18 protein-coding genes and 1 tRNA gene are annotated in these 24,724 nt (G+C 64.7%); 4 read left to right on the top strand and 15 right to left on the bottom strand.

The genetic code is table 11. From position 1 onward, the window contains the following. Positions 1-43 precede the first annotated feature (43 nt). Positions 44-2,641: an ExeM/NucH family extracellular endonuclease gene (locus BOO71_RS24975; RefSeq protein WP_075836938.1), complete on the bottom strand. Its 2,598-nt coding sequence runs from the start codon at positions 2,639-2,641 to the stop codon at positions 44-46. A gap of 160 nt (positions 2,642-2,801) precedes the next feature. Further along, the gene (locus BOO71_RS24970) at positions 2,802-3,533 is read right to left on the bottom strand and encodes a phosphotransferase (protein ID WP_075836937.1); all 732 of its coding nucleotides are present in this window, start codon (positions 3,531-3,533) and stop codon (positions 2,802-2,804) included. Between the two features lie 131 nt (positions 3,534-3,664). Between BOO71_RS24970 and BOO71_RS24965 the strand changes: the two genes are divergently transcribed. Beyond that, positions 3,665-4,078, top strand: coding sequence for a YbaN family protein (locus BOO71_RS24965; RefSeq protein WP_075836936.1), 414 nt, complete (start codon positions 3,665-3,667; stop codon positions 4,076-4,078). Positions 4,079-4,446: 368 nt separating this feature from the next. On the opposite strand, the gene BOO71_RS24960 is transcribed toward BOO71_RS24965, so the two are convergent. The 3 genes from BOO71_RS24960 to BOO71_RS24950 all read right to left on the bottom strand — a co-directional run bounded on the left by BOO71_RS24960 (position 4,447) and on the right by BOO71_RS24950 (position 8,332). Further along, positions 4,447-5,379 (bottom strand): DMT family transporter, encoded by a 933-nt coding sequence (locus BOO71_RS24960; protein WP_075836935.1) that lies wholly within the window; start codon positions 5,377-5,379, stop codon positions 4,447-4,449. A gap of 85 nt (positions 5,380-5,464) precedes the next feature. Next, on the bottom strand, positions 5,465-6,166 hold the full coding sequence (locus tag BOO71_RS24955) for a dienelactone hydrolase family protein (protein ID WP_139323193.1): 702 nt from the start codon (positions 6,164-6,166) through the stop codon (positions 5,465-5,467). Between the two features lie 42 nt (positions 6,167-6,208). After that, entirely contained in the window at positions 6,209-8,332 is a 2,124-nt protein-coding gene (locus BOO71_RS24950) for a S9 family peptidase (protein ID WP_075836934.1), read from the bottom strand. 48 nt (positions 8,333-8,380) lie between these two features. On the opposite strand from BOO71_RS24950, the gene BOO71_RS24945 reads away from it, so the two are divergent. Then, positions 8,381-9,397, top strand: a complete 1,017-nt coding sequence (locus BOO71_RS24945; RefSeq protein ID WP_075836933.1) for a serine hydrolase domain-containing protein — start codon at positions 8,381-8,383, stop codon at positions 9,395-9,397. Between the two features lie 227 nt (positions 9,398-9,624). Then, positions 9,625-9,700 (top strand) — tRNA-Ala (locus BOO71_RS24940). Between the two features lie 626 nt (positions 9,701-10,326). On the opposite strand, the gene nagZ is transcribed toward BOO71_RS24940, so the two are convergent. From nagZ to BOO71_RS24915, 5 genes are all read right to left on the bottom strand, one after another. Beyond that, positions 10,327-11,790 (bottom strand): beta-N-acetylhexosaminidase, encoded by a 1,464-nt coding sequence (gene nagZ, locus BOO71_RS24935; RefSeq protein ID WP_083653822.1) that lies wholly within the window; start codon positions 11,788-11,790, stop codon positions 10,327-10,329. Positions 11,791-11,863: 73 nt separating this feature from the next. Beyond that, a complete protein-coding gene (locus BOO71_RS24930; protein ID WP_029483168.1) occupies positions 11,864-12,742 on the bottom strand; it encodes a carbohydrate ABC transporter permease in 879 nt (292 codons plus the stop codon). Continuing rightward, entirely contained in the window at positions 12,739-13,683 is a 945-nt protein-coding gene (locus tag BOO71_RS24925; RefSeq protein ID WP_139323192.1) for a carbohydrate ABC transporter permease, read from the bottom strand. The genes BOO71_RS24930 and BOO71_RS24925 overlap by 4 nt, the downstream gene beginning before the upstream one ends. A 161-nt stretch (positions 13,684-13,844) precedes the next feature. Then, on the bottom strand, positions 13,845-15,116 hold the full coding sequence (locus BOO71_RS24920) for an ABC transporter substrate-binding protein (protein ID WP_075836931.1): 1,272 nt from the start codon (positions 15,114-15,116) through the stop codon (positions 13,845-13,847). Positions 15,117-15,158: 42 nt separating this feature from the next. Further along, positions 15,159-16,037, bottom strand: coding sequence for a MurR/RpiR family transcriptional regulator (locus BOO71_RS24915; RefSeq protein WP_075836948.1), 879 nt, complete (start codon positions 16,035-16,037; stop codon positions 15,159-15,161). 590 nt (positions 16,038-16,627) lie between these two features. Between BOO71_RS24915 and BOO71_RS24910 the strand changes: the two genes are divergently transcribed. Continuing rightward, complete coding sequence (locus tag BOO71_RS24910; RefSeq protein WP_075836930.1) at positions 16,628-19,765, top strand: alpha-mannosidase; 3,138 nt, start codon at positions 16,628-16,630, stop codon at positions 19,763-19,765. A gap of 574 nt (positions 19,766-20,339) precedes the next feature. Here the strand turns inward: BOO71_RS24910 and BOO71_RS24905 are convergent. From BOO71_RS24905 to BOO71_RS24885, 5 genes are all read right to left on the bottom strand, one after another. Continuing rightward, positions 20,340-20,915, bottom strand: a complete 576-nt coding sequence (locus BOO71_RS24905; RefSeq protein ID WP_075836929.1) for a tyrosine-type recombinase/integrase — start codon at positions 20,913-20,915, stop codon at positions 20,340-20,342. A 66-nt stretch (positions 20,916-20,981) separates the two neighbouring features. Next, positions 20,982-22,523 (bottom strand): ABC transporter substrate-binding protein, encoded by a 1,542-nt coding sequence (locus BOO71_RS24900; protein ID WP_075836928.1) that lies wholly within the window; start codon positions 22,521-22,523, stop codon positions 20,982-20,984. Between the two features lie 41 nt (positions 22,524-22,564). Further along, positions 22,565-23,440, bottom strand: a complete 876-nt coding sequence (locus BOO71_RS24895; RefSeq protein WP_075836927.1) for an ABC transporter permease — start codon at positions 23,438-23,440, stop codon at positions 22,565-22,567. Next, entirely contained in the window at positions 23,437-24,390 is a 954-nt protein-coding gene (locus BOO71_RS24890) for an ABC transporter permease (RefSeq protein WP_075836926.1), read from the bottom strand. The genes BOO71_RS24895 and BOO71_RS24890 overlap by 4 nt, the downstream gene beginning before the upstream one ends. After that, a complete protein-coding gene (locus BOO71_RS24885; protein ID WP_075836925.1) occupies positions 24,387-24,671 on the bottom strand; it encodes a cupin domain-containing protein in 285 nt (94 codons plus the stop codon). The genes BOO71_RS24890 and BOO71_RS24885 overlap by 4 nt, the downstream gene beginning before the upstream one ends. Between the last annotated feature and the right edge of the window lie 53 nt (positions 24,672-24,724).

The following is a 24,724-nucleotide window of genomic DNA, read 5'->3' as shown; positions in this document are numbered from 1 at the left end:
AGTCCGAAGACCGTCCAGGCGTTATGCCCAAGATTTGAAAAATTCAGGGGCAGACGGTTTTGGCCGAGGCGCTGTTACGCGGTGCAGGCGCAGCCGCCGTGAAGTCCTTGCCGTTGTTGTTGGTGTCGGTGCAACCATTGCCTGCGCGCAGGGCGGCTGTGGTGCTGCTCAGCCCCGGTGTGGCAGCGTTGCCCTCGGATTCGTTGGCATTGCCGTAACCGACGAAATCGAGCAAGTCGCTGTCGGTGACGCCAGTGACGGCTTCTGTATTGCCTGCCAGCACGACCTTGCCACCGCTACCGCCCATAGACAGTGTGCCGGTGGCATCTGCGGTTGGCAGATCAGCCTTACCCGCCGCACCTTTGGCAAGCTGGATCAGGTAGTACCCGCCCGGCTGGATAGTTGCATCGGGCAGATTAAAGACATTGCCTGCTGTAAAACCGCTGCCCGTCGCGCTGCCGTATTGTACGCTCTTGCCTGCCGTGCTGACCGCCACCTTCCCAGCATTGAACAGTTCCACGAAGTCGTTCTTGAATGGGGCTTCATCGGCTCCAGTGCCGTTGCCGCCGCCACCAAACACCTGACTGATCACCAGACCGCCCGCATTGGGGGCAGTGACCGTGACCTTCAGAGTGGTCGTGTCGATTTCCTTGTCGCCATCGCGTCCGGCCTTCACCGTGATGGTGTAGTTCCCCGCAACCTTGTAGGTATGGATATGTGGGCCGCTGGCCGCGATGGGAATTAGAGGCTCGAAGCCGCCTCCATCGCCCCAGTCGGCCACCAGCGTGGTGGGAGCGCCACTGGTGGTCACGTTGATGGTGTAAACCTTGCCCACAGTCGCCGTGTCAGGGCCAGTCGCCCCCACAGTCAGGGGAGTGGTGACTGCGCCGTCTGCCTTGAGCTTCAGGCCCACCACCACGGGATCGTGGTCACTGCTGCGGTAAGCGTTGGGCGCATACAGACCAGCGATCTGCTCGGGCGTCTTGAACTCCGTGTTGTAGTCCAGCACCACCGGCTCGTCGGAGTTGATGTGCCACTCGGTAATCCCGGTGATCTGTTCGCCCAGCCCTGCGCTGGCCAGGGCGTGGTCCAGATAGCCGAACTGGCCGTCGAACTGGTAGGAATAACGGTCTGCCAGGGGAATCTTCTTGTTCAGGCTCTCGAAGCCGCCTGCCTCCAGCGCCTTGATCGGCTTTTCCTCGCCGTAGGCGTTCAGATCGCCCATCAGCAGCACGTCTGGATCGGTCAATTTCAGCTTGTCGGCGAAGGCCAGCACGGCTCCGGCCTGCTGCACACGCTGCATATTCCAGCAGCCTTCGCCGGTGTCCACGTCGCCCGTCGTGGGGCAACTGCCCTTGCTCTTGAAGTGGTTGGCCACCACCGTGAACACGCCCTTCCCGGCCAGATCGCGGAAGGTCTGGGCCACGGGCGGGCGCGAGTAGACGCTGTTGGTGTCGATGCGGGCGCTTCCCACCGTTTCCACCTTGCCGGGGCGGTAGATGATCGCCACGCGGATGGCGTCGGTGCCCACCGTGCCGGTCATGACGCTGGCGTATTCGGTCTTGCCAGCGGCGGTGTTCAGGGCAGCCACCAGATCGTTCAGGGCAGTCTCGCCGTTGTTCTCGATCTCCATCAGGGTAATCACGTCGGCGTCCAGGGCGCGCAGTTCGGCCACGATCTTGGTTTTCTGGCGGGTGAACTCCAGGGCATTGTCTGCGCCGCGCGCATTGGAATCGACGTCACCCAGCGTGGTGAAGTAGTTCAGGACGTTCGCGCCCGCCACCTTCAGGGTGCTGTCGCCCACCGATTTGGGCGCGGCGGTGCGGGGGTTGCTGTTCACGAACACGGGCGCTTTGGTGGGTTCCAGCTTGTAGGCGTTGTTGGCGTAGTGCATCACGCCTTCCAGCCCGGTCACGGTGTCCCCGGAACGGCGCGTGTTGTCGGCGTTCAGGTAAGGAATGGTGGGCGGGTTCTGCTTGCTGAGGCCGTCATCCAGCACCAGGGTCCGCAGCGTGTTGGATTCCAGGCTGCCGCCCTGCCCGTTGGTGGGATTGAACAGCCGCCCGTCGCTGGACAGGCCCAGTTCGCCGTAACGGCCCAGCGTGAAGGTGTTGGTCACGGTCATGGTGTTGGTGACCGTGACCAGCATGCCTTCCACGTTTTCCAGCGCGTCCGGCGCAGACAGCGGGTAGGCCAGTTTCGTGGGCGCGGGCAGCGTCGTGGTGCCGCAGGAGGTCACGGTGGTCACGTTGTCGAGCTGGGTGGTCCCGAAGAATTCCTTGACCGTGCCGCTGATTTCCAGCACCTCGCCCACCTTGACAGTGTTGGGCGCGGCGGCGGTGTACACGAACAGGCCCTCGCTGGTCTTCGGGTCACTATCGGGCTTCATGTCCTGCACGAAAAAGCCGCTGAGGCCCGCCTGCGCGTCCTGCGTGACCACACCGCGAATGGTCACCACCTTGTCGGCCAGGGGGCTGGCTGCCCCGGTCCCCTGAACGCTAGAAATCGGCGTGACGGTGGTCCCCACCGGACAGGTGTAGGCCGGAATGGGCGGCTCGGTGGTGTCGGGGGTGTTGCAGGATGCCAGCAGCGCGGTCAGGCCGAGCAGCAGCGCGCCGCCTTGCAGAAACTTCATGGTCATGGGGACTCCGTGTGAACAGGGGAAAGAGGCGAAATGATTGTGATGGAGAGCCAGCTTAGCGGTTTCGCCCCCGCGCCGTCATGAGCGGGCCGGGACAGGCACGGGGGCAGAAGGACGCGGTCCCACGCTGCCTTCACATTGTCAGCGCACTTTCAGACCGTCAGCCGCAATGGGCCAGCGCTTCCCGCACGGCACTGGGCGGAATTCGGCCCGCGCCCGCCACCTTGAGCAGCAGTTCCAGACGCAGCCGCCACAGCAGTCCCAGATCGATTCGCCCGGACCAGCGCGCCAGCGCAGGCTCCAGCTCATCCAGCACGGCGCATTCGTGTTCCAGGGTGGCCCAGCCCGCGTTGCCCCAGTCCAGCAGCCCGGCGTACTGGCCCCGCGCGTCGGCCAGCAGGTTGTGGCGGTACACGTCGCCGTGGACGAACACGGGCGCGGTGAGCGGGTACGGCGTGGACAGCACCCGCAGCAGCGCGGCAAGCTCGGCAGGCGTCCAGTCCGTACCCTCTGCCAGCCCCGGATCGCCCACCCACAGTTCTGATGGACGGGGCGAGTACGCTTCAGGCGGGGCGGCATGCAACCTTTCCAGATCGTCCAGCACGGCGTTCCAGAAATGCGGCGTGAGCTGTGCGGGCGTGGGCATTCCGCCGGGCAAGCGTTCCCACAGGTTGTAATCCGTTCCCCAGAACAGCGGTCTGGCCGTGTGAACTCCCGCCGCCAACGCGCCCAGAGCCACACCCGCCTCCCGAGCGTGATCCGTCCTGGGACTGAGGCGCAGCACGGCGTCATCGGTCAACCAGACCTCGTTGGAAAAGCCCGTGTCGGCGCGGCGCAGGCCCACAAGGCTCAGGCCGTGGCGCGTGAAATAGAGGGCAGGATCGGCAGTCATGGGCAGGGCGCTGAGGGAAGACCCTTTCGCCAGCAAAAAGCATGCCATGCCCAATGACGGCAGGCCCCAAAACCACAGGTAAGTGACGATAGGCCCGGAAAAATACTGCCCGGTAGACTAATCTGAAGGTTATGGTCCCGCCCTCTTCCACCTCACTGTCCCAGGCCGAGACTCCCTCTCGCCCGGTCAAGCCGCTGTGGGTGGCACTGGGCTTCGTGCTGTGCGCGATTGGCTTCGTGGGATTGGTGCTGCCCGGTTTTCCGGGAACAGTGTGGTTCGTGCTGGCCGCCGCCAGTTTCGCGCGGGGCGATCCGCGCTGGGAGGCGTGGCTGCTGTCGCGCCCGGTGATCGGGCAACTGGTTCAGGATTACCGCGACGGCAAGGGCATGCCGCTGCGTGCCAAATGGTTCGCCTGCATCTGCATCGCCGTGGCGGTCAGCTTCAGCCTGGGCCGCATTCCGGTGCTGGTGGGGCAGGTGGGCTGGGTGCTTGTTGGGTTGTTCGGGATTTACTACATCTGCCTGCGGGTGCCAACAAAACGGTAGGAGACTGCCCCCCTGGGGTAGGGCGCGTATTGCCGTCCCCGCGCCCTACCCCAGGGGGGCAGGGGGATCTAACGTTGCACTGGGCACGAGTTCTCGAATGTGGGTGGCGGGAGTGGACGGCGATATCCGGGTCTGATGCTCTGCTCCATGACGCTGAATGCGGCCCGTCCGCTACGCGCCCGACGGCCTTCGGCTGCTGCTTTGCTGAGGGTTGCGAAAGTGCTGGGCTGGCGTCTTTGGCTCCTCTCCCCGTGCAGGGAAGACTGGAAAGGGGAAACGCAACCGCCTTCCCAGCACGGCTTGAACGAAAAGGCATCCATCTTCCGGCGCAAGATGAGACACCTTTTAAAACACGCTCTCGGACCGTTCTATCCCACCCGCCCCCGCGCAAACGCTCCGCCTACCTTCGGCGTCACACTCGCCAGCAGCACGCCGCCCACGCAGCCCAGCAGGCCCACCAGGGCCAGGGCGCTCAGGCGTTCGCCGTACAGGAAGTACGCTTCAATGACCACCAGGGGCGGCACCAGATAGAACAGACTGCTCACGCGGGCGGCGGGCATCCGGCGAATCAGGGTGAGCAGCAGCAGGATTGCGCCCACCGACAGCGCCAGCGTCAGCCAGACCAGCGAGACGATAAATTCCATGTTCCAGTGGATGTACGCGCCGCCGTGGACGGCGGTCAGGGTCAGCATGGCGACGGCGCTGGCCGCGTACTGTCCAGTGGTCCCGCCCAGCAACGGCACGTCCGCGCCCGAACGCCGCTGATACAGCGTGCCCAGCGTGGTGGCCAGCAGGGCAAACAGCGCCGCCAGCAGGGCTGGAGTCGTGTACGCGCCGCCCCCCGGTGCGCGGCCCAGGACCACCAGCACCACACCCACGAAGCCCAGACCCAGGCCCGCCCACTGCCGGGGACTCACCGACTCGCCCAGCAGTGGCCCCGAGAGCAGCCCCGTCAGCAGCGGTTGCAGCCCCACGATCACCGACATCACCCCGGCGGGCAGATGCTGGGCGATGCCGTAGGTCACGGCCCCCAGATACCCGGCGTGCAGCAATAGTCCGCTGACCGCCGCCTGGGTCCACTGCGCGCGTCCTCGCGGCCAGGGTGCGCGCAGGGCCAGGGTCAGTCCGGCCATCAGGAGTGCGGCCAGCACGAAGCGAACGCTTAAAAAGGCGAAGGGATCGGCATTCAGCGCCGCGCCCTTGGTGCCGATGAACCCGGTACTCCACAGAAAGACGAACAGCAGCGGGGCCAGCGTGGTGGCCGCTGGATTGGGCGAGGTGGGGACAGGACGAGGTGTCACGTCAAAGAGCCTAGAGCAAGCGTGTCAGCGGCAGCGGCCAGACGTCTTTCCTCTGAAGCGGATTGAGGCGTCAGGCCGTGAAACATCAGACGCGCCCGCCCACCACATGCTCGTCAAAGAAGGCCATCACGCGGTTCCAGGCGTCCACACTCGCCACCGCGTCAAAGTTGGGACCCTGATTGGCGAACGAATGCTTCGCGCCCTCGTAGACCTTGATGTCGTTGGGGACGCCCGCCGCCGTCAGTTCGTCGCGCAGCGCCTCGCCCTGCTTGCGCGTCACGTCCTGGCCCGGATAGCTGCCCACCACCGGGCAACTGCGCCGCACGGCCTCCAGCGGGCGCGGGTTGAAGCCGTAATACGGGGCGATGGCCTTCACGCGGTCATCGGTGCAGGCCATCGCCACCGCCAGACTGCCGCCCATGCAAAAGCCCACCGCTCCCAGCCGCGAGGCGTCCACGCCGTCCAGCTCGCCCAGCGCGGTTAGCGCCTGCTTCGTGTCCTGCACCCCCGCATGCTCCAGCGAATTGAGGAAGATACCCGACATCATGCGCGTCATGCAGACCGCGCGGTTCTGCTCGGCAAAGAGGTCCACAGCCAGCGCCACATAGCCCGCCGCCGCGAAACGGTCCGCGATGCCCCGAATATCGTCGTTCAAGCCAAACGCTTCGTGGATGACCAGCACGCCGGGGGCGTCCCTATCCATCAGGGCGGGGCGGGCCAGATAGGCGGGCAGGCTGCGGCTTCCTGATTGAACCCGGATGGTCTGAATATTTCTGGGGGAGGGCATGGGCCAGACTAGCGCCGCAAACCTGCCAGTCCTGCTCAGGGTTCACTCGCCCTGCAATTCTCCTGCCACCGCTGCCAGCGCGAAGGCGTATTCCTCTGCCGCCTCGTTCAGGGCGTCGTAGCGTCCGCTGCTGCCGCCGTGGCCCGCGCCCATGTTGGTCTTGAGGACCAGCGTACCGCTGCTAGGTTCCTCCAGCGTTCGCAACCGGGCCACGTACTTGGCTGGTTCCCAGTACGCCACGCGCGGATCGTTGAGGCCCGTGGACACGAACAGGTGCGGGTAGACGCCCGCCTTGAGGTTGTCGTAGGGGCTGTAGGCGCGCATGTCGGCGTAGGCTCCCGCGTCGTTGGGATTGCCCCACTCGTCGTATTCCCCGGTGGTCAGCGGGATGCTGGCGTCCAGCATGGTACTCAGCACGTCCACGAACGGCACGCCCACGAAGGCCGCCTTCCACAGGTCCGGGCGCAGGTTGACCACCGCGCCCATCAGCAGGCCGCCCGCGCTGCGGCCCATCGCCACCAGATCGCCTGCCATGCCAGCCGCTTTGAGGTGTTCGCCCGCCGCCACAAAATCGGTGAAGGTGTTCATCTTGTGGCCCAGCCGCCCCGCGTCGTACCAGCGCCGCCCGCGCTCCGAGCCGCCCCGGATGTGCGCGATGGCCCAGACCCACCCCCGGTCCAGCAGCGGCAGCCGGGTCATGGAAAAGGAGGGGTCCATAGGGATTCCGTAGCTGCCGTAGCCGTACAGCAGCGTCGGGGCGGGCAGGGCAGTGTCACGGCGGCGCACCACGCTCACCGGCACCTGTTCGCCGTCCGGGGCGGTGGCCCAGACCATCTCCGAGACGTACTGAGACGCGTCGTAATTGGGGACGGGCGTGGCCTTGACCAGCACCGTTTCCAGGGTGTTCAGGTCCAGGTCCAGATGTTCGGTGGGCCGGGTCAGGCTGCTGTAGAGAATGCGCGCCGTACCGGTGTCATAAACCCGGTTCCCGCCGATGCGGACGGTGTAGCTGTCTTCCGGGAATTCCACCCGGCGGGCCGCGCTGTAGCCGCTTTTTCCATCGGCACTGACCGTGCGCGGCAACACCCACAGCCGCGTAAAGCCGTCCTCACGCCCGGAGAGCAGCAGGTGGGTTTTGAAGAGGTGCATGCCGGTCAGGTGGCGCTCGGCGGTGTAGGGCACAACCTCGTCTGCGTTCTGGAGGTCCATCTCTCCTACTTTGGGCAGGCGCACCAGCTTGAATTCCTCCGCGCCGCCCGCGTTGGTCAGGGCCAGCCAGTGATCGCCGCCGTCGGCCAGCGTGACCTCGGTTCCCCGCACGCGTGGCAACAGCATCTGCGGCGTGGCCCCCGCGTCGTGGGCGTCCAGCGCCAGCCATTCCTGCGCCATGTTGGCCTCGCTGGCCAGCAGCAGCGTCTCCCCGTTCTCCGAGAGGGACGCGCCCACGCGGAAGGTGGAATCGTCTTCCTGCAACAGCAGTTCGTCGGTACTCTGCGGCTGGCCCAGTGTGTGTCGCCAGAGCTTGTCAGCGCGCTGGGTGTCGTCCTCGGTGGCGTACAGCAGGGCCGAACTGTCGGCGTGCCACGCCAGCGTCCAGCCGCTGATGCCCGTCAACGCGGCCTCGGCCAGTTCTCCGGTCTGGGTGTCCAGCACGCGCAGTTCCCAGACCTCCTGGCCCGTTTTGTCCATCAGGTAGGCCCAGTAGCGCCCGTCCGGGCTGGGGCGGGTCAGGTAGACCCAGACGTTGTCCAGGCCCTCGCGCTCTTTCAGGGCGTTCAGGTCCAGCAACGTCTGCTCCTCGCCCCCGGCGTGCGGGCGGCGCAGGAAGACCGGGTGTGCCTTGCCCTCCAGCGTGCGGGTGAAGTAGTGCCACTCGCCGTCCTGCACCGGGGGCTGCTCGTCGTCCTCCTGAACGTGCGAGAGGAGTTCCTTGTAAATGGTGGCCTGCGTCCCGCGCAGCGGCGACATCACCGCATCCAGGTGGGCATTCTCGGCGTTCAGATAGCCCAGCACCCCGGCGTCGGCCCTGCCGCGCGTCTTGAGCCAGTGGTAATCGTCCGGGCGGGTCTCGCCGTGAATGCTGTGGGTGATCGGTTCGCGGTCTGCGCTGGGCGGCTGTGCAGTGGGCGGCTGGGGGGTGGGCCGACTCTCTGAAGGATCAGGCATGGGTAGAGGGTAACAGTGCAGGGGGCAGGCGGAGGGTAGCCTGCGCCCATGTTCCGCCGCGATCCCGTCAAACTGGCCCTGGCGCGCGTCTCGGAGGTGCTGGAGGTGGACGCCCGGCCCCTGCTGCCGCTCACGCGCACGGTCTTTCGGCGCGGCGGCGTGCTGGCGGTCTCGCGCGGGGGGAAGCGGGTGCTGGTGCCGCTGGGCGGGGTGGAGGCAGGCGGCGTCTTTGAACTTGCCAGCGTGACCAAGCCCTTTACCGCCGCGCTGGCCGGGGCGCTGGTGGACGCTGGACGGCTGGAGTGGGAGGCACCGCTGTCCAGTCTGGGTAGCCCATTTCGCCGCCTGCCCGCCCACCTGACCGCCCTCTCGCTCGCCACCCACACGGCGGGCCTGCCGATGCATCCGGCGCGGGCAGCAGTGACCGTCTTCACGCGTTTCTATGACCCGTATGGCGGCATGGGCGCGGCGGACGTGATCGCCAGTGCGCGGCGCTGGAGCCAGCCTTCGCGCCAGCCCCGGTTCATGTATTCCAACCTGGGCGCGGGTATGCTGGCCCTGGCCCTGGCCCACGCGGCGGGCGAGGACGCCAGCGCGGCAGGGTATGGACGGGCGCTGGAGGGCTGGGTCACGGGACCGCTGGGGCTGGACGTGACCCTCGCTCCGGCGGGCGCGGTGGTGCGGCCCTCGGGTCTGCTGGGAGGCAGCACTTTAACTGGGTTTGGCCCACTGGCCGGAGCGGGAGGTCTGTTCGGCCCGGCAGCAGACCTGCTGACTTTTGGCGAGTCCCGGCTGGCTGCGCCGTCCCCACCCCTCCTGAACCCGCCGGGCCTGCCCCGCCACCTGCGCGGCGTGGCCCCCGGCTGGATGGTCTCCGGCCCAGACGGCGAGGTGCGCTGGCACGACGGGCTGGCGCGCGGCACCCGCGCAGGGTTGGGGTCTAACCTTCAGTCCGGCGCGGTGGTGGCGCTGCTGTCGCGCGGCACCGATTCACCGCTGGGTATGCGCGGGGCCATGCCTGCGCTGCTGCTTTCGCTGCTGGGGGCGGGTGGAGAGGACAGGTAAAGGCGGTCAAAGCTGTGCTTCTCCCCCGCCCGGTCCTCTGTGCATCACCCTTCTGCGCGTCAGCGCGGTCTCTCCAGAAACCGCAGACCGTCCCCACCGCAGCCGTCCAGAGCGTTTCAGGATCAACCCCCCAATCACGCGCCCATTCATATTGCAAGCCCGTCAGGCACATGCTAGAGTCCCTTTCGCCCGTGTTGCGCCGGGTTGCAGGACAAAACCAGAGATACGGGGCCATAGCTCAGCTGGGAGAGCGCGTCGTTCGCAATGACGAGGTCAGCAGTTCGATCCTGCTTGGCTCCACCACAAAAAAGTCCGTCATAGACGGACTTTTTATTTTTGTTCAAACACCGCTGGAGCCAGAATCCACCAAATTCGGCGAAGGTGTCACTACAGAACCCTGGGTTCATCACAGAAGTCACAAAGACAGTGACGCCCACGGAAGACGCAACCAGCGCGTCAAATGACCATCGTGCTGATCATGCTGTTGTAAGCCGATTCAGTTGGTGGCCCGCGTCGACAGAGGACTCCTGACCTCATACGGATTCCGTTTGTTTCGTGTAGAAATCGGGACAGCGCCGATTCCTACACTCCACGTCCAGCATCCGTTTTTTTCCTGCTCGCTCCGCTCGGATTACGGGTGTTTTCAACACCCTCTAATCGGAGTCCATATCACTCCCTCCGCTGACCGCCCAGTCAGTCTTCTGACCTCAACGCCACCGCGCGCGCCCTGGAGCAACTGTTCAGCAAGGGCTATATGTCGGCGCGGCGCAACGTCACGAATCGGCACTGGACCGGGGGCGAGGGTATCTGGAAGGACTCGCGGTGCGGGGCATGACCGGCTGCTCCCAAACTCCGGGGCGAAGTGACTTGGCCTGTGGTCCCGCCCGAAGGTTTCATTCCAGACGGTCCAGTACATCCACCACCCTCTGTCACTCCGTCAGACGAGACACCAGTGCCCGCAACTGTGCCGGGCGAAAACCATCGGTAATCAACGCAGGTAAATCCAGTTCCACCGCCACATCGGGATTCCACAGTGCCAGATGCACCACCCGGCGTCCACTCAGGTTCCGCGCCAATTGCTGGACTGCCTCGCCCACTTCCCAGCGTTCGGTGGTGGCCAGAAGAATGGCCGCGTCTGGACATTCTGAGAGCAGAGCCGTCACGACAGACAGGTCCTGACCATCATGCAAGGCCAGCCGCAGCTTCGGAAAGGCGGGCCGCAGAGCGTGTGCCAGCTCCTCGCCGCCCAGGCTGTCACCGTATGGCCCGCCCAGTCCCGGTTGCCGGTGGGCAATCAGCACCACCGTCTCCTGAGAATCCAATCTGGGAAGGTGGCCCAGACTGTGCAGACTGCGCTGAGCAATGCCAGTGGCCCAGGCGTCATCGGTTTGCTGCTGCGCCGCCGGGTATGCCCTGGGACGCCCAGGAAAGCGCCGCGCGGCCTGTTCCAGGCGTCCCACCGCTTCCACCACCCGCGCCGCTGAGAGTTCACCCGCCTGAACGGCACGCTGGACCGCCTCCAGATGCCGGACATGAATGTCCAGACCACCGTGACCACAGACCAGCACGGCGTCCGCCCCAGCGCCCAGCGCCAGCGGCGCGCCGTGTCCGTCCGGGTAACGGTCCGCCACCGCCCGCATGTCCATCGCATCGGTGACGATCACGCCGCCGTAGCCCCACTCCCGGCGCAGCAAGTCGTGCAGCAGCGCGGGCGAGAGGGTGGCGGGATGTTCGGCGTCGATCTGCGGATAGAGAATATGGGCGGTCATGATGCTGCCCAGATTCGCCCGGACGGCGGCGCGGAAGGGCAGCCACTCCACCGCCTCCAGTTCGGCGCGGGACTTGTCTACCACGGGCAGCGCCAGATGGCTGTCGGTACGCGTGTCGCCGTGGCCGGGAAAATGTTTGACGGCGCTCAGCACACCCATCTCCTCGCTGCCCTGCGCCCACGCCACACCCAGGTCAGCCACCACGCGCGGGTTCGCGCCGAAAGACCGCTCACCGATCACCGGATTCAGCGGGTCCACGTTGACATCCAGGCTGGGCGCGTAATTCCAGTTGATGCCCAGTTCGATCAGGCCCCGCGCCGCCACCCGCCCGGCCTCGCGCGCCGCTTCGGCGTCACCCAGCCGTCCCAGCGCCTGTGGTGTGGGAGGATGCGGCACGTCCAGCCGTCGCAATACCGCCCCGCCTTCCTGATCGGTGGCCACCAGGGCGTCGTGGCCCAGGGCGCTGCGGATATCGGTCACCAGACGCGCCGTGCGCTCAGGAGTCGTGATGTTGCGCGCGAACAGACACACACCGCCGAAACTATGCTGGGCAAGGAAACGCCCCTGCTCTGGCGTCAGGTCCGGTCCCGGAAGGTCCACGATCAGGGTTCGGGCAGGATTCACTGGAGGCCACCGTGAACGGGGTCAAAGAGGATGAAAACGTCCGCCCCTGCGGCCCTCAGACCCCTGAGTCCTCTCACTTCACGGCTCCTTCCATGCCGCGCATGAACAGCTTCTGCGCCGCCAGGAACACCAGCAGCACGGGAATCATCATGATGATCGAACCGGCGGCGATGTTGAAGGGATCGTAGTTGAACTGGCCCTTAAGCTTCAGCACGGCCACGCTCAGCGGTACGGCGTCGGGCGCACCTGACAGCGCCAGCATGGGCCAGAAATAGGCGTTCCAGGTGCCCACCAGCGTGAAGATGCCCAGCGCAGCCAGCGACGGCACGCTCAGCGGCAACATGATGCGGGTCAGGATGGTCAGCTCGCCCGCGCCGTCCAGCCGGGCCGCCTCCAGCAGCGCCTGCGGAATGCTTAGAAACGCCTGACGCATCAGAAAGATGCCGAAGGCCGCCGCCACGGTGGGCAGCACCACGCCCAGGTGTGTTCCCAGCAGCCCCATCTTCTTGAGGGTCAGCGTGTTGACGATAAAGGTGGTCTCGCCGGGCAGCACGAGGGTGGCGATGATCACGGCGAAGATGATGCCCTTGCCCGGAAAGCGGAAGCGGGCCAGTGGATACGCTGCCAGCGCCGACACCAGCAGCGTGCCGATGATGGTCATGCCCGTGATAGAGACACTGTTCCAGATGTATTTGCCCAGGCTGAAGGTGCGGTACACGTCTGCGAAGTTGTGGAACGTGATGGCCTTCGGGAACAGGCTGGCCGGGAAGTTGTAGATGCTGCCGCCCGCCGTCTTATCGGTCAGGGCAATCGCCAGCGTCCACAGAAAGGGAAAGACCGCGAAGATCAGCACCGCGATCAGAAAGACGTAGCGCACGATGATGCGGCCCAGCTTGACGTTGCGGCGGCGCGGCGCGGCGGTCTGGGAGGGCGCGCGGACGACAAGACTCATGATTCTCCCCCATCGCTTTCACGGAACAGGCGGAAGTTGACCACCGACAGCAGCAGCGCCACCACCGCCACCACCAGTCCGGCGGCGCTCGCCAGACCGTAATCGAAGTTGAAGCCCTGGAACGCCTTGGAATACACGTACATCAGCGCCGTGTACGTGCTGTTCAGCGGTCCACCGTTGGTCAGCACCAGCACTTCCTCCAGCACGCGCAGCGCGGCGATGGTGGACAGCAGGCTGCACAGCAGGATGGTGGGTTTCATCAGCGGTACCGTGATGCTCCAGAACCGTTTCCAGGAATTTGCCCCGTCCAGCACCGCCGCTTCCTCCAGCTCGGCGGGAATGCCCTGAAGTCCGGCCAGATACAGCACCATGTAATAGCCGAAGCCGCGCCAGAAGGTCACCAGCATCACGGCCCAGAAGGCGGTCTGCTCGTTGTTCAGCCAGCCGAAGAAACTGCCTTCAGGAATGATGTGCAACACGCCCAACGCCCAGTTCAGGGTGCCTTCCTTGTTGTACACCCAGTCCCACATCACGGCGGCCAGCGAGATGCTGGTGACCACCGGGACGTAATACGCGGCCCGGAAAAAGGCCATGCCGGGCAGGTTCTTGTTGACCAGCACGGCCACCGACAGCGAGGCCAGTTGCAGCACGGGCACGATCACCAGATATTTGACGCTGTTGCCCAGCGCCGTGATAAACAGCGGATCGGCGGCCAGCGTGCGGAAGTTCTCCAGCCCGATCCATTTGGGGGCCAGCCCCTGGGCGAAGCGCGCCCCGCCGTACTCGGTAAAGCCCAGATACGAGCCGTAGGCCAGCGGATAAAAGGTGAACAGGGTCAGCAGAATCAGCGCCGGAGCCAGAAAGCCGTAGGACAGCAGCGTGTCCCGCAGGGAATATCTGGCGCGGGGTTGTTTGGCCTTGAGTGGCTGTGAACGGGTCATGTCATCACCTCCTGGGGTGGGACGCATCGAGGGCGTTTGTCTTCCCCGTGGGCGAGGGCCGATCTCCTTGCCCCAAAAGTAAAGCCCCGCCCGTCGATCTCAGGGCGGGCACTCTGGGATTTAGAGGGCGGCTGAGAACAGCGTCAGCCTCCCGCCGAAACTCACTTCTTCATGTTGGCGTTCCAGAACTTCACGGAGTCGTTCAGCGCGGCCTTGGGGGTCTTCTTGCCCAGCAGCGCGGCCTCGATGTTGTCGCTGAAGTTCTTGTACAGGTCATCGCTGTTGCCCGGAGCCTTGAAGCCGGGGTTGATAAAGCGGCCCGATGCGCCCACCAGGGCGGTGGCCTTGGCAATCGGGTCGCTGGACGCGCCCTTGAACAGCGGATCGTTCTGCGCGGCGGCGGTGGTGGGAACAATCGGCACGATCTTGGCAAAGGCGATCTGGTTGGCGTTGTTGGTGAAGTACGCGGCCAGTTTGGCGGCCTCGGCGGGGTGCTTGCTGGCCTGCGGAATGACCATGCCCATGCTGGTGCCGGTCTGGGTGTTGGCCTTGCCCAGCGGCGCGGTGGTCACCACTGTCTTGGCATACAGGCCGGGGTTGGTGTCCTTGATGCGGTTCAGTGCCTGCGGGCCGCCCACGATCATGGCGACGCGGTTCTGCGCGTACAGTTCGGTGGCGAGCTGGAAGGCTTCCTTGCGCAGCGCGTCCTCGGGGAAGTAGCCGCCCTTGAACAGATCGACATATTTCTGAAGGATCGCCACGTGTGCCGGGCTGTTGAACGCCGCCTCACCCTTGGCGTTATAGATCGGCAGGCCGTCGGAGGAAAAGTAGCCCAGGAACGACGCGCCACCCGGATCTTTCAGGGCCGGGACCCAGGCGAAGGCCCCGGTCTTATCCTTGATAGTCTTGACCATGTTCAGCAGCTCGGTCATGTTCCTGGGGGCCTTGACGCCCGCTTTCGCCATCAGCTCCGGGTTGTACAGCAGCACACCTTCGTTCAGCGAGCCGTACCACGGGTAGCCGTAGACCTTGCCGCCAATGGTGAAGTTGGCCAGGGTCTGTGGATAGAAGGTGGATTTCAGGTTGGCCAGCGGCGTCAGGGCGTCCACGTTGCGCAGAAAGCCGTTCTGGGCAGCCTTGCCGGTTTCGTCGATATTGAGGTTCACCACGTCCGGGGCGCTTCCCAGGTTCACGCTGGCGATGAAGTCCTGCACCATGCTGTCCTGCTTGTCGAACCACTTGACCTTGATCGTGGGGTTGGCCTTCTCGAAGGCGGCGATGGTGTCTTTGATGTACGGGTCAAACTTGGGGCTGAGGTACCACGTCCAGAAGGTGATCTCGGTGGCGGCCTGCGCGGCGGCAGGTGCAGAAACAGCGGTCAGGCCGAGGCCGAGGGTCAGGGCGAGCAGTGCATTTTTGTGGAACTGTTTCATGGGCATTCCTCCTGGGAAAGTGAGGGGGCGAATGGACGGGGTTCAGTACTTTTTTTCCACGACACTTTCGGCAGTGACGCGCAGCATGGCGTTGGATTCGGGACGGTGGCCCAGAACAGCGGCGTACAGCACTTCCAGCAACATCACCTGACTGGTCAGGGTGTCCAGCACGGCGTCGGTCAGGGGATCTTCCTGGGCGGCGGTGAACAGCACCATGCCGGCGTGGCGCGTGATCGGGCTGCTGGCCCGGTGGGTGATCGCCACGGTGGACACCCCGCACGACTGCGCCAGCTTCAGGTGCTGCACGGTGTCGATGGTGCTGCCTGAACTGCTCAGGCCGATCACCACCCCCCCACGCGGCAGCGTGCTGATGCTCACGGCAGCCAGATGTGGGTCGGTATACGCGCTGGCGGTAATGCCGATCCGCATCAGGCGGTGGGCGAAGAACTGCGCGATCAGGCCGCTGTTGCCCTGCCCCGTCAGGTCCACCCTGGGGGCGCGGGCCAGCAGCCGGGCCACGTCCTCCAGCGTCACAGGATCGAGCAGGCGGGCAGTGTCGTCCAGCGTGCGCGCCGCCTGCTGGAACAACCGCTGGGTGGCCGTGGGCATGTCCGCGCCCACCTGTTCCTGTGCCGTGCGCCCCCGCTGTTCGCGTCCGCCCAGATCGGCAGCCAGGGCAATCTTGAAGGCGTGAAATCCAGCGTAATCCAGCTTGCGGCACAGCCGGGTGATCGTCGCCTCGGACACGCCCACGCTGGCGGCCACCTCGGTAATAGTCTGATGGACGGCGCTGTCGGCATGTTGAATAACGTGTTCCGCCACGCGGCGCAGGCTGGGCGAGAGGCTATGGGCCTGGAGGCGAATGCGCCCGATGGCCCCACTGGACGGGGAACTGGGCAATGGAAACTGAAGCTGGGTCATGGTGCTGGCCCCCTCTGACCGGGTCATGCCGACGTGTGGTGCAACTGGTTCAGCTCGAACGTTTGGATTTGGCTGTGTAGTCACAGTACGCTTGAAAATTATTTTTGTCAACTTTTTGAAAATGCTGAGAATAATTTTCAGGATGATCCAGAACGGACCCTAGAAAAAGTTCCATCAGAAAGAGCAGAGTGGGCTTTTGCATCCACGGCAGTGGGTCTAGAACGGCCATTATTAGTACCACATGACGCAGGAGATTTTTGCCGGGCAGGATGAACTCGAAAAGCTGCGAAGGAGAGACTGAAGCTACCAGAAAAACGGACTTCCGGCACCTCGTTCAGAGACCTGCTCTAAACCTCAACTGCCTGACGACGAGGCCGCTCCCCAGACAGGTTTCACACTGGCGGCAGATGTAAAATAATTTCCAGGATCACTGTGGACGCACGACACAAATTCTGCCTCGAAGAGGGGGACGCAATGCCTGGAAACCGATTGGCTGGCCCACAGATTCTGGAAACCGACCTGTTGCTGTCGGTGGCCTCGCTGGGGCCGAGTGTTCATATCTCAGTCGAGCAGCGAGGAGAGGTTTTTCCATGACGCACGCCCTGACGACGGCCCAGATCCTCATTCGCCTGCACAATCGCCTCAACGAGCTGGGGGCCTGGCGCGACGCCCGGCGGCAGCCGCTGCCGGGCGGTGAGTTCTTCGCTCATGGCTCGGATCGGGCCTCTCCCATTGCGTTGAATGAGAGCTGGCCCAGCCGCGCTTTCCCGGTCACCCTGCGCTTTGAGGCCACGGTGCCGGCAGATTGGACGGGGCCGGTCTCCCTGCGTTTTGATGTCGGCGGTGAGGGTCTGTTGACTGTGAACGGGCGGCCCATAGGCGGTCTCAATCCATACCACCTTGAGTACCGGCTCCCTGAGATCTCCGGCGGGCAGCGGCTGAGCATCGAGATTCAGGCCAGCCCCAAGGACCTGTTCGGACGCCCGAACCTGCATCCACGGCTGAAGGTGGCCCATCTGGTGGAGCCTGACCTGGAGGTCCGCGCGCTGCACGACGATCTCAGCGCGGCACATGAAGCGGCCCGGCAACTCCTGGCACACGGCCAGCCTGATCTGGCCGCCCAGATCGCCGACGCCCTCAGTGAGCTGTTGACTGGGCTTCCGGTCCAGCGCAGTGACAGCGCCGCGTACCTTTCGCGCGCGGTCCAGCAGCCTGAGCAGGCGGACCAGATCGCCGGGATCTGGGACGAGTGGGATTTTGCCAGCGAGGACAGCCCGCCGTTCCCCGATGACCTGCGCCCGGCGCTCAGGCAGGCACGCCAGATCTGGGATGAGCGCCAGGCAGAGCTGCTGAAACGCTTCCCGCCCACCGGGGAGATCAGCCTGTCGGGCCATGCCCACATTGATCTGGCCTGGCTGTGGCCGCTCTCCGAGACGCGCCTCAAAGCGCAGCGCACCTTTTCCACGGTGTTGACCCTGATGGAGCAGTACCCCGATTTCACCTTCAACCAGTCCTCGGCCCAGCTTTACCGTTACGTCGAGGAAGACGCCCCCGCACTGTTCGGGCGCATCCAGCAGCGCGTTCAGGAAGGCCGCTGGGACGTGGTCGGCGGCATGTGGGTGGAACCCGACGGCAACCTGATTTCCGGCGAATCGTGGGCGCGGCAGTTGCTCTACGGCCAGCGCTATTTTGCCGAGAAATTCGGCAAGGTGGCCCGCGTCTGCTGGCTGCCCGACACCTTCGGCTACGCCGCCAACCTGCCGCAACTGCTGCAACTCTCGAACATTCCCTATTTTTTTACCACCAAGCTGACCTGGAACGAGACCAACACCTTTCCCTATGACCTGTATCGCTGGGAGGGGCTGGACGGCAGCCAGGTGCTGGCCCATAGCTTTTTCAATCCCCTGCCCGCGCAGGGCTACAACGGCGATATCGCCCCGCTGGACATGTTGCAGACCTGGCAGAATTTCCGGGGCAAGCGCCAGAGTCACGCCTCACTGCTCAGCTTTGGCCACGGCGATGGCGGCGGCGGCCCCACCGCCGAGATGCTGGAAAGTTACGGACGCCTCAGGGAGTTCCCCGGTCTTCCGCGCCTGAAGATGACACGGGTGGCCGAGTTCTACGACGAGGTGAAGGCCAACAAACTGCCCGTCTGGCACGGTGATCAGTACCTGGAAATGCACCGGGGCACGTTTACTTCCCAGGCCCGCATGAAGAAGTTCAACCGCCGTCTGGAACACACGCTGATGGAAACCGAGGCGGCCTGTACCCTGGCCTTCCGGCTGCTGGGACACCCCTACCCCCGACAGGATCTGACCACGTTGTGGCAGACGCTGCTCAGGAACCAGTTTCACGACATTCTGCCGGGTTCCAGCGTCAAGGCCGTGTACGACGTGGCCCACCAGGAACTTGGCGCGGCACTGGAGAAGGCGACTGCCATGCGAAATGCAGCGCTGCAAGCCCTCAGCGACGCGGTGAGCGGCCCGGAGCGCATCGTCGTCTGGAACCTCTCTTCCGATGATCGCCCGCTGCAGGCTGTCCTTGAAACGGGGCGTCCGCTGGCCCTGACGACGGATGAAGGACTTGCGGTCCAGACGCACTTCCAGGGTGGGCAGCTTCACCTTCACGGTGAAATGACCGTGCCGGGTCTGGGCTACCTGGCGCTCAAGGTGGGGCAGGCCGAGGCTCCAAAGTCAGCCCGCAGCACTGACACTGACGACCTGACGCTGGACAATGCTTGCCTGCGCGTGACGGTAGGCGACGACGGCACGCTCACGTCCATGTACGACAAACGGCTGGCCCGCGAGATGCTCGCTGGGCGCGGCAACCAGGTGTGGGCCTACGTGGACATCGCCCGCGAGTACGACGCCTGGGAGGTGGACGCCGCCTACGCCGAGGACGGTGAAGAACTGCTGGCTGCTCAGCCTCCACAACGGCTCTCGGACGCGCCGTATCCGGCCATTCGGGTGATCCGCAAGCACGGCGACAGCACCATCACCCAGGTCTATGAGCTGCGGCCCGGCAGTGCCCGGCTGGACATCGAAACGGAAGTGGACTGGCGTGGCCGCCACACCTTCTTGCGCTCGCTGACGCCTGTGAATATTCGCAGCCCACACGCCACCTACGAAACGGCCTACGGCAGCGTCGTTCGCACCACCCACACCAACACCAGTTGGGACGCCGCGCAATTCGAGGTGCCCGCCCACCGCTGGGCTGACCTGAATGATGGGGCCTGTGGGGTCAGCCTGCTCAATGACAGCAAGTATGGGTATTCGTGCCGGGGCAACGTGCTGGGCCTGAGCTTGCTCAGATCGCCGGTCTATCCTGATCCCACGGCGGATGAGGGGCACCACCAGTTCACCTACGCGCTTTACCCGCACGCGGGGGACTGGCGCGGGGGCACCCTGAGGGAAGCCCAGGACCTCAACGCCCCCCTGACCGCCCTTCACAGCGCGGCAACGGAAGGCACACTTCTGGCCCAGTCGCGCTTGATCAGCCTGCCCGCTGGTCTGCGCCTGAGCGCCCTCAAGCTGGCCGAGGACTCAGACGCCGTCATCCTGCGCGTCTATGAGGCCCACGGCCAGCAGACCTCGCTGGACGGCCTGAGTGCGCTGGAGATTCACCGCTGGAAGGTTGTGAATCTCCTGGAGGAAGTGGTTTCAGACTCCGCAGAGACGGAGCAAACCATCAGGCCATACCAAGTGATAACGCTCCTCGCAGGCGAGTGAAAGAACAGAGGTGCCCAGTCGGTCCAGCAGCGAACCCATCTCCATCTCATGGAACCGCCAGAGTCGCCGTGGTCCAGGCAAACCCAGTCAAGAATGCGCCTCTCGCCCAGGAAGAATGATCCCGGAAATGCGCTCATATCGGAGAGGACCTGACCCCACCGTGTGGTCTTATCAATGGTTCGGACAGTTTTGGGTGGCGTCGCGTGCTGGATGGAGAGGAGAAAAAGTGGGGTGTCGCGAGACGTCCAAGGCTCTGCTGGACACAGAATGCTCTGTATTCAGGTGATGTGTCTCCGATTGATCAACAGGGCTGTCTGGCAGGGCAAATAAATAATATCAATCCGGGTGTCGGTGTCGGATTGAGTTTAATTCGGGCAACGGTTGAAAAACACCGTTCTGCTGGCAGCGTACCTGCTGAAAACTGTCCGAACCATTGCTGATACGGACTCCGTTTGTTTCGTGCAGGAATCGGAACAGCGCCGATCCTTCCACTCCACGCCCGGAACCCGTTTTTCTCCTTCTCGCTCCGCTCGGATTTTCAGGTGTTTTCAACACCCTTTAATCGGAGTCCGTATTATCCCTGCTGACCCAGCGCCGTCAGCGTCTCGTCCAAGTCCTCCCCGTGCGTCAGGCGTTCCTCGTTGTCGACGGTGCGGTAAAACGCCAGCAGGGTCCGGGTATCGGTGTGTCCAAGGTCTGCGGCAACGAGTTCGAGCGCGACGCCCCGTTTCCGCCGCAGGGTGGTGAATATTCGGCGCAACGCTTGGATCGACAGGGTCTGGACGCCAGCCTCCGCACAGACGCTCGCGAAGACGGTCTTGAGGCTGTTGGGGTCGATGGGGCCACCCGCCGGGATGCCCTTCCGCCCACCCACGCGCGTGCTGAAGATTAGCCCCTGGTCCGTCCACGCGCCCCCTGAGGCAACCAAAACCTCACGCTCGGCGGCCTGGACCATCTGCCACTCCCACAAACGCTCGAGCAGGCGCGGCGGAAGCTTGACCACGCGTTCAGAGCCATCCGTTTTCAGCGGCCCAAGACTGGGTTTGCCCGTGACCACTTTGACGCCGCGCACGAGACGCACGGCTCCTGCGGCCCAGTCGACGTGCTTCCATTCCAGGCCGCAGGCCTCGCCACGCCGCGTCCCCAGCACGAGGCTCAGCTCGTGCCCACCTCCAAAAGTTCAGACCGCTACTGTTTGGTCATGCCTGCTGAGGGTTCAGCGTTTGAGCCAGGCGGTCCGCAGCCCGATATAGCTGGTGTTGGCAAAATGCGAGTAGCCCTGGACCGATTTGCGCGCCGCCTCGTACTGGGTGCTGGAGTAGAGGAAGACCATCGGCGAAAGGTCCACCAGGCGTTTTTGCACGTCCACATACAGCTTCTTGCGGGCTGCCGGATCGGCCACCTGCCGGCCCTGATCCAGCCACTTGTCGATGGTGGCATCCTTGAAGTTGGTCAGGTTGCCGCCCGAATCGGACGCAAACGGCGTGTACAGATAGTCGTCCGGGTCGCCCTGGCCGCTCTCGCCCAGGATGGTGGCGGTGTATTTCTTCGCCAGGATGTCGGGCAGGAAGACGCTCCACTCCAGGGCATTGATATTGACCTTGATCCCGATAGGTGCCAGTTGCGCCTGGATGATCTCGGCGGGCACCCGCAGGAAGTCGTAGGTGCTGGTCACCTTGAGGTCCAGGGTAAACCCGTTCGGGTAGCCTGCCTCCTTGAGCAGGGCGCGGGCCTTGTCGAGGTTGGGCTTGCCGTAGCTGGCGTCCGGCGAGGCGTAGTAGTTGCCGTCAGGGAAGACCGTGCCAGGCGAGGCGATCCCGCCCACGCCCAGCAGCGCGACGTCCACGATCTCCTGGTTGTTGAGGGCGTAGGCGATGGCGCGGCGCACCTTGGGGTTGTCCAGCGGCTTCTGGGCCACATTGAAGAACAGCGCGCGGTAATTGGCAGCGGGGCCACCCAGCACATTCACGCCAGCGTCGGCCTTGAGCGTCTGGATCGAGGTGGACGGCACGTACTCGATCCAGTCCACGTTACCGGTCCGCAGGGCGGTCACGCGCGCTGTGGCGTCGGGCAAATACGAGTAGGTGATGCCGTCGAGGTACGGCAGCTTGTTGCCCTTGGCGTCCTTGCCCCAGAAGTTGGGATTCTTCTTGAGCACCATGCGGGTCTGCGGGACGTACTCGACAAAAGAGAAGGGGCCGGTGCCGACAGGCTTGGTGTTGAGGGTGGCCGCCGCCTCCTTCGGCACGATCACGTTCAGGGTGAAGGCCAGCTTGCTCAGCAGCGGCGAGAAGGGCTTGCTCAGGGTAATCACGGCGGTGGTCTTGTTCGGTGCGGTCACGCTCTTGATCAGCTCGAAGTCGCCGCTGCGGGGGGACTTGGTGGCGGGGTCCTTGATGCGGTTAATGGAATACACCACGTCGCTGGCCTCGAAGGCCCGTCCGTTGTGAAATTTCACGCCGCTACGCAGGGTAAAGGTCCAGGTCAGCCCGTCCTTGCTCGTCGTCCATTTGGTTGCCAGCGACGGCACGATCTTGCCGCTGGGATCGAAGGCCACCAGGGTGTCGTAGACGTTTTCCAGTTGGTTGCGCGTGGAGGTGGCCTGCGTGACGTGCGGATCGAGGCCCACCGGATCGGCCTGCATTCCGGCCCGCAAAATGCCACCGGAAGTCTGTGCCTGGGCTGAAGTGACCGCGCCCGTGAGCAGGAGCAGGGTGCTGAGACCAAGGATGCGGGCAGTGTGCTTATTTTTGAACATGGGTCCTCCTGTAGGGGACGTGCAGTGGCTGTGAAGAGAGTCTAGCGGCCCAGCCGGGGATCGAGGGCGTCGCGCAGGGCGTCACCCAGCAGATTGAAGCCCAGCACCGTGACCATGATTGCCAGTCCCGGGGCCACCGAGATCCAGGCGTTGAGTTCCAGGAAAGGCCGTCCATCGGCGATCATCTGGCCCCAGGCCGGGGCGGGCGGCTGCGTTCCCAGGCCCAGGAAACTCAGGGCGGCCTCGCCGAGAATGGCGTAGGCCAGCCGCAGCGTGACCTCCACCATGATCGGCCCCAGCGAGTTGGGCAGCACATGCCGCCACAGCAACCGGGCGTCCGACGCGCCCAGCGCGGTACTGGCCTCCACGAACATGGCCTCGCGGCTGCGCAGAACTGCGGCCCTCACCACCCGTGCAAACGGCGCGGTGAAGGCCACCGCAATGGCCAGCGTCAGGTTCCAGAAACCGCCGCCTAAAAAGGCCAGCAGGGCGATGGCCAGCAAAATCGCTGGAAAGGCCAGCAGCACGTCGGTCAGGCGCATGATCAGGGTGTCCACCCATTTCAGGTAAAAGCCCGCCAGCGCGCCCAGCAGCCCGCCGACGATCAGCGCGAAGGACACGCTGAGGATGCTGACCGACAGGCTGATGCGGCTGCCGTAGATCACCCGCGACAGCAGATCGCGTCCATACAGATCCGTGCCGAGCCAGTGGCGCACCGATGGCCCCTGCATCCGGTCGGCGGGCAGGTATTTGACCGGGTCATACGGGGAAATCTGGGCGGCGAAGACGGCGCAGATCACCACCAGCAAAACCAGCGCCAGCCCCACCACGCCGCTGGGCGTGCGGAAAAAGAGCTGCGCGGCGCGGCGGGCGGGCGAACGCGGAACGGCAAACTCGGGCTGAGAAACGGCGCTCACGAGTAGCGCACCCGGCTATCGATCACGCCGTACAGCACGTCCACCACCACATTGACCAGCACGTAACTCACCGCGATCCATAGCACCGCGCCCTGCACCACCGGGTAATCGCGCAGGTTGATGCCCTCCAGCGCGAAACGCCCGATCCCAGGCAGGCCGAACAATTGCTCGATGATCACCGCCCCGCCCAGCAGGTTGCCCACCTGGAGGCCGATCACCGTGATCACCGGAATCAGGGCGTTGCGTAGGGCGTGGCGGATCACCACAGAGCCGCCACTGAGTCCCTTGGCGTGGGCAGTACGGATGTAATCCTGCGACAGCACGTCCAGCAGGCTGGCCCGCACGATCCGGGTGGTGGCGGCGGCCAGCCCGAAGCTCAGGGCCAGCGCGGGGAGAAACAGGCTCCTCAGGTTGCCGATCAGCGACTCGCCCGGTGAGACGTAGCCGTTGGGCGGGAACCAGCCCAGGTTGAGGCTGAACAGCAAGATCAGCAGGATCGCCAGCCAGAACTCCGGCGCGGCCAGGCCGACAAGGACAAAGGAGCTGGAAATCAGGTCGGCAGCCTTGCCCCGCTTGAGCGCGGCCAGGATGCCCAGCGGCAGGCCCACCAGCAGGGCGAACAGCAGGGCCATCGCTGAGAGCTGGAGCGTGACCGGGAAGCGCAGCAGCAGATCGGCGAAGACGGGCCGGTCTGTGCGGAGACTGACGCCAAAATCGCCGCGCAGCAGCGCCCCGAACCAGCTCAGGAACTGCATCCAGATCGGTTGATCCAGACCGAACAGGCGGCGCATCTCGGCCTGCTGCGCAGCGCTGACGTTGCCCTCCAGGCCGATCAATTGCGTGACCACGTCGCCGGGGATCAGCCGCAGCAGGGTAAAGACCAGCACCCCCACACCGAAGGCGGCCAGCAGGGCCAGCAGCACGCGCCGGACCAGCCAGCCTCCGGTCAAAGTTTTTCCAGCAGCACGTAGCTGAGGGTCACGTCCTCCAGCACCTCGGCCTCGTGAACCTCCCCTGCTGGGATCAGGGTCACGTCGCCGCCGCGCAGGGTATAGCTCTGACCGCCGCTGACGGCGCGCAGCACGCCGCTGTGAATGAACGAGATCTCGTCCTGCTCATGGCTGCCCGGTGGCAGGACGGTGCCCGCAGCGAAGCTCAACATGCCGACGCGGGCGGGCAGGGCCGTGAACTCTCCAACGTTGACGTTCTCGCTCATGGTGAGCCGTTCCATACGTCCTCCTTTGTGTTTGCGGCTTCCACTATGGCGCTTTAACGGCACGACAG

Origin of the sequence: Deinococcus marmoris (assembly GCF_001949125.1) — a bacterium.
GTDB classification, from domain to species: Bacteria; Deinococcota; Deinococci; order Deinococcales; family Deinococcaceae; genus Deinococcus; species Deinococcus marmoris_A.
The sequence above is the reverse complement of the archived record's forward strand: the minus strand, read 5'-3'. Positions and strand labels throughout refer to the sequence as shown.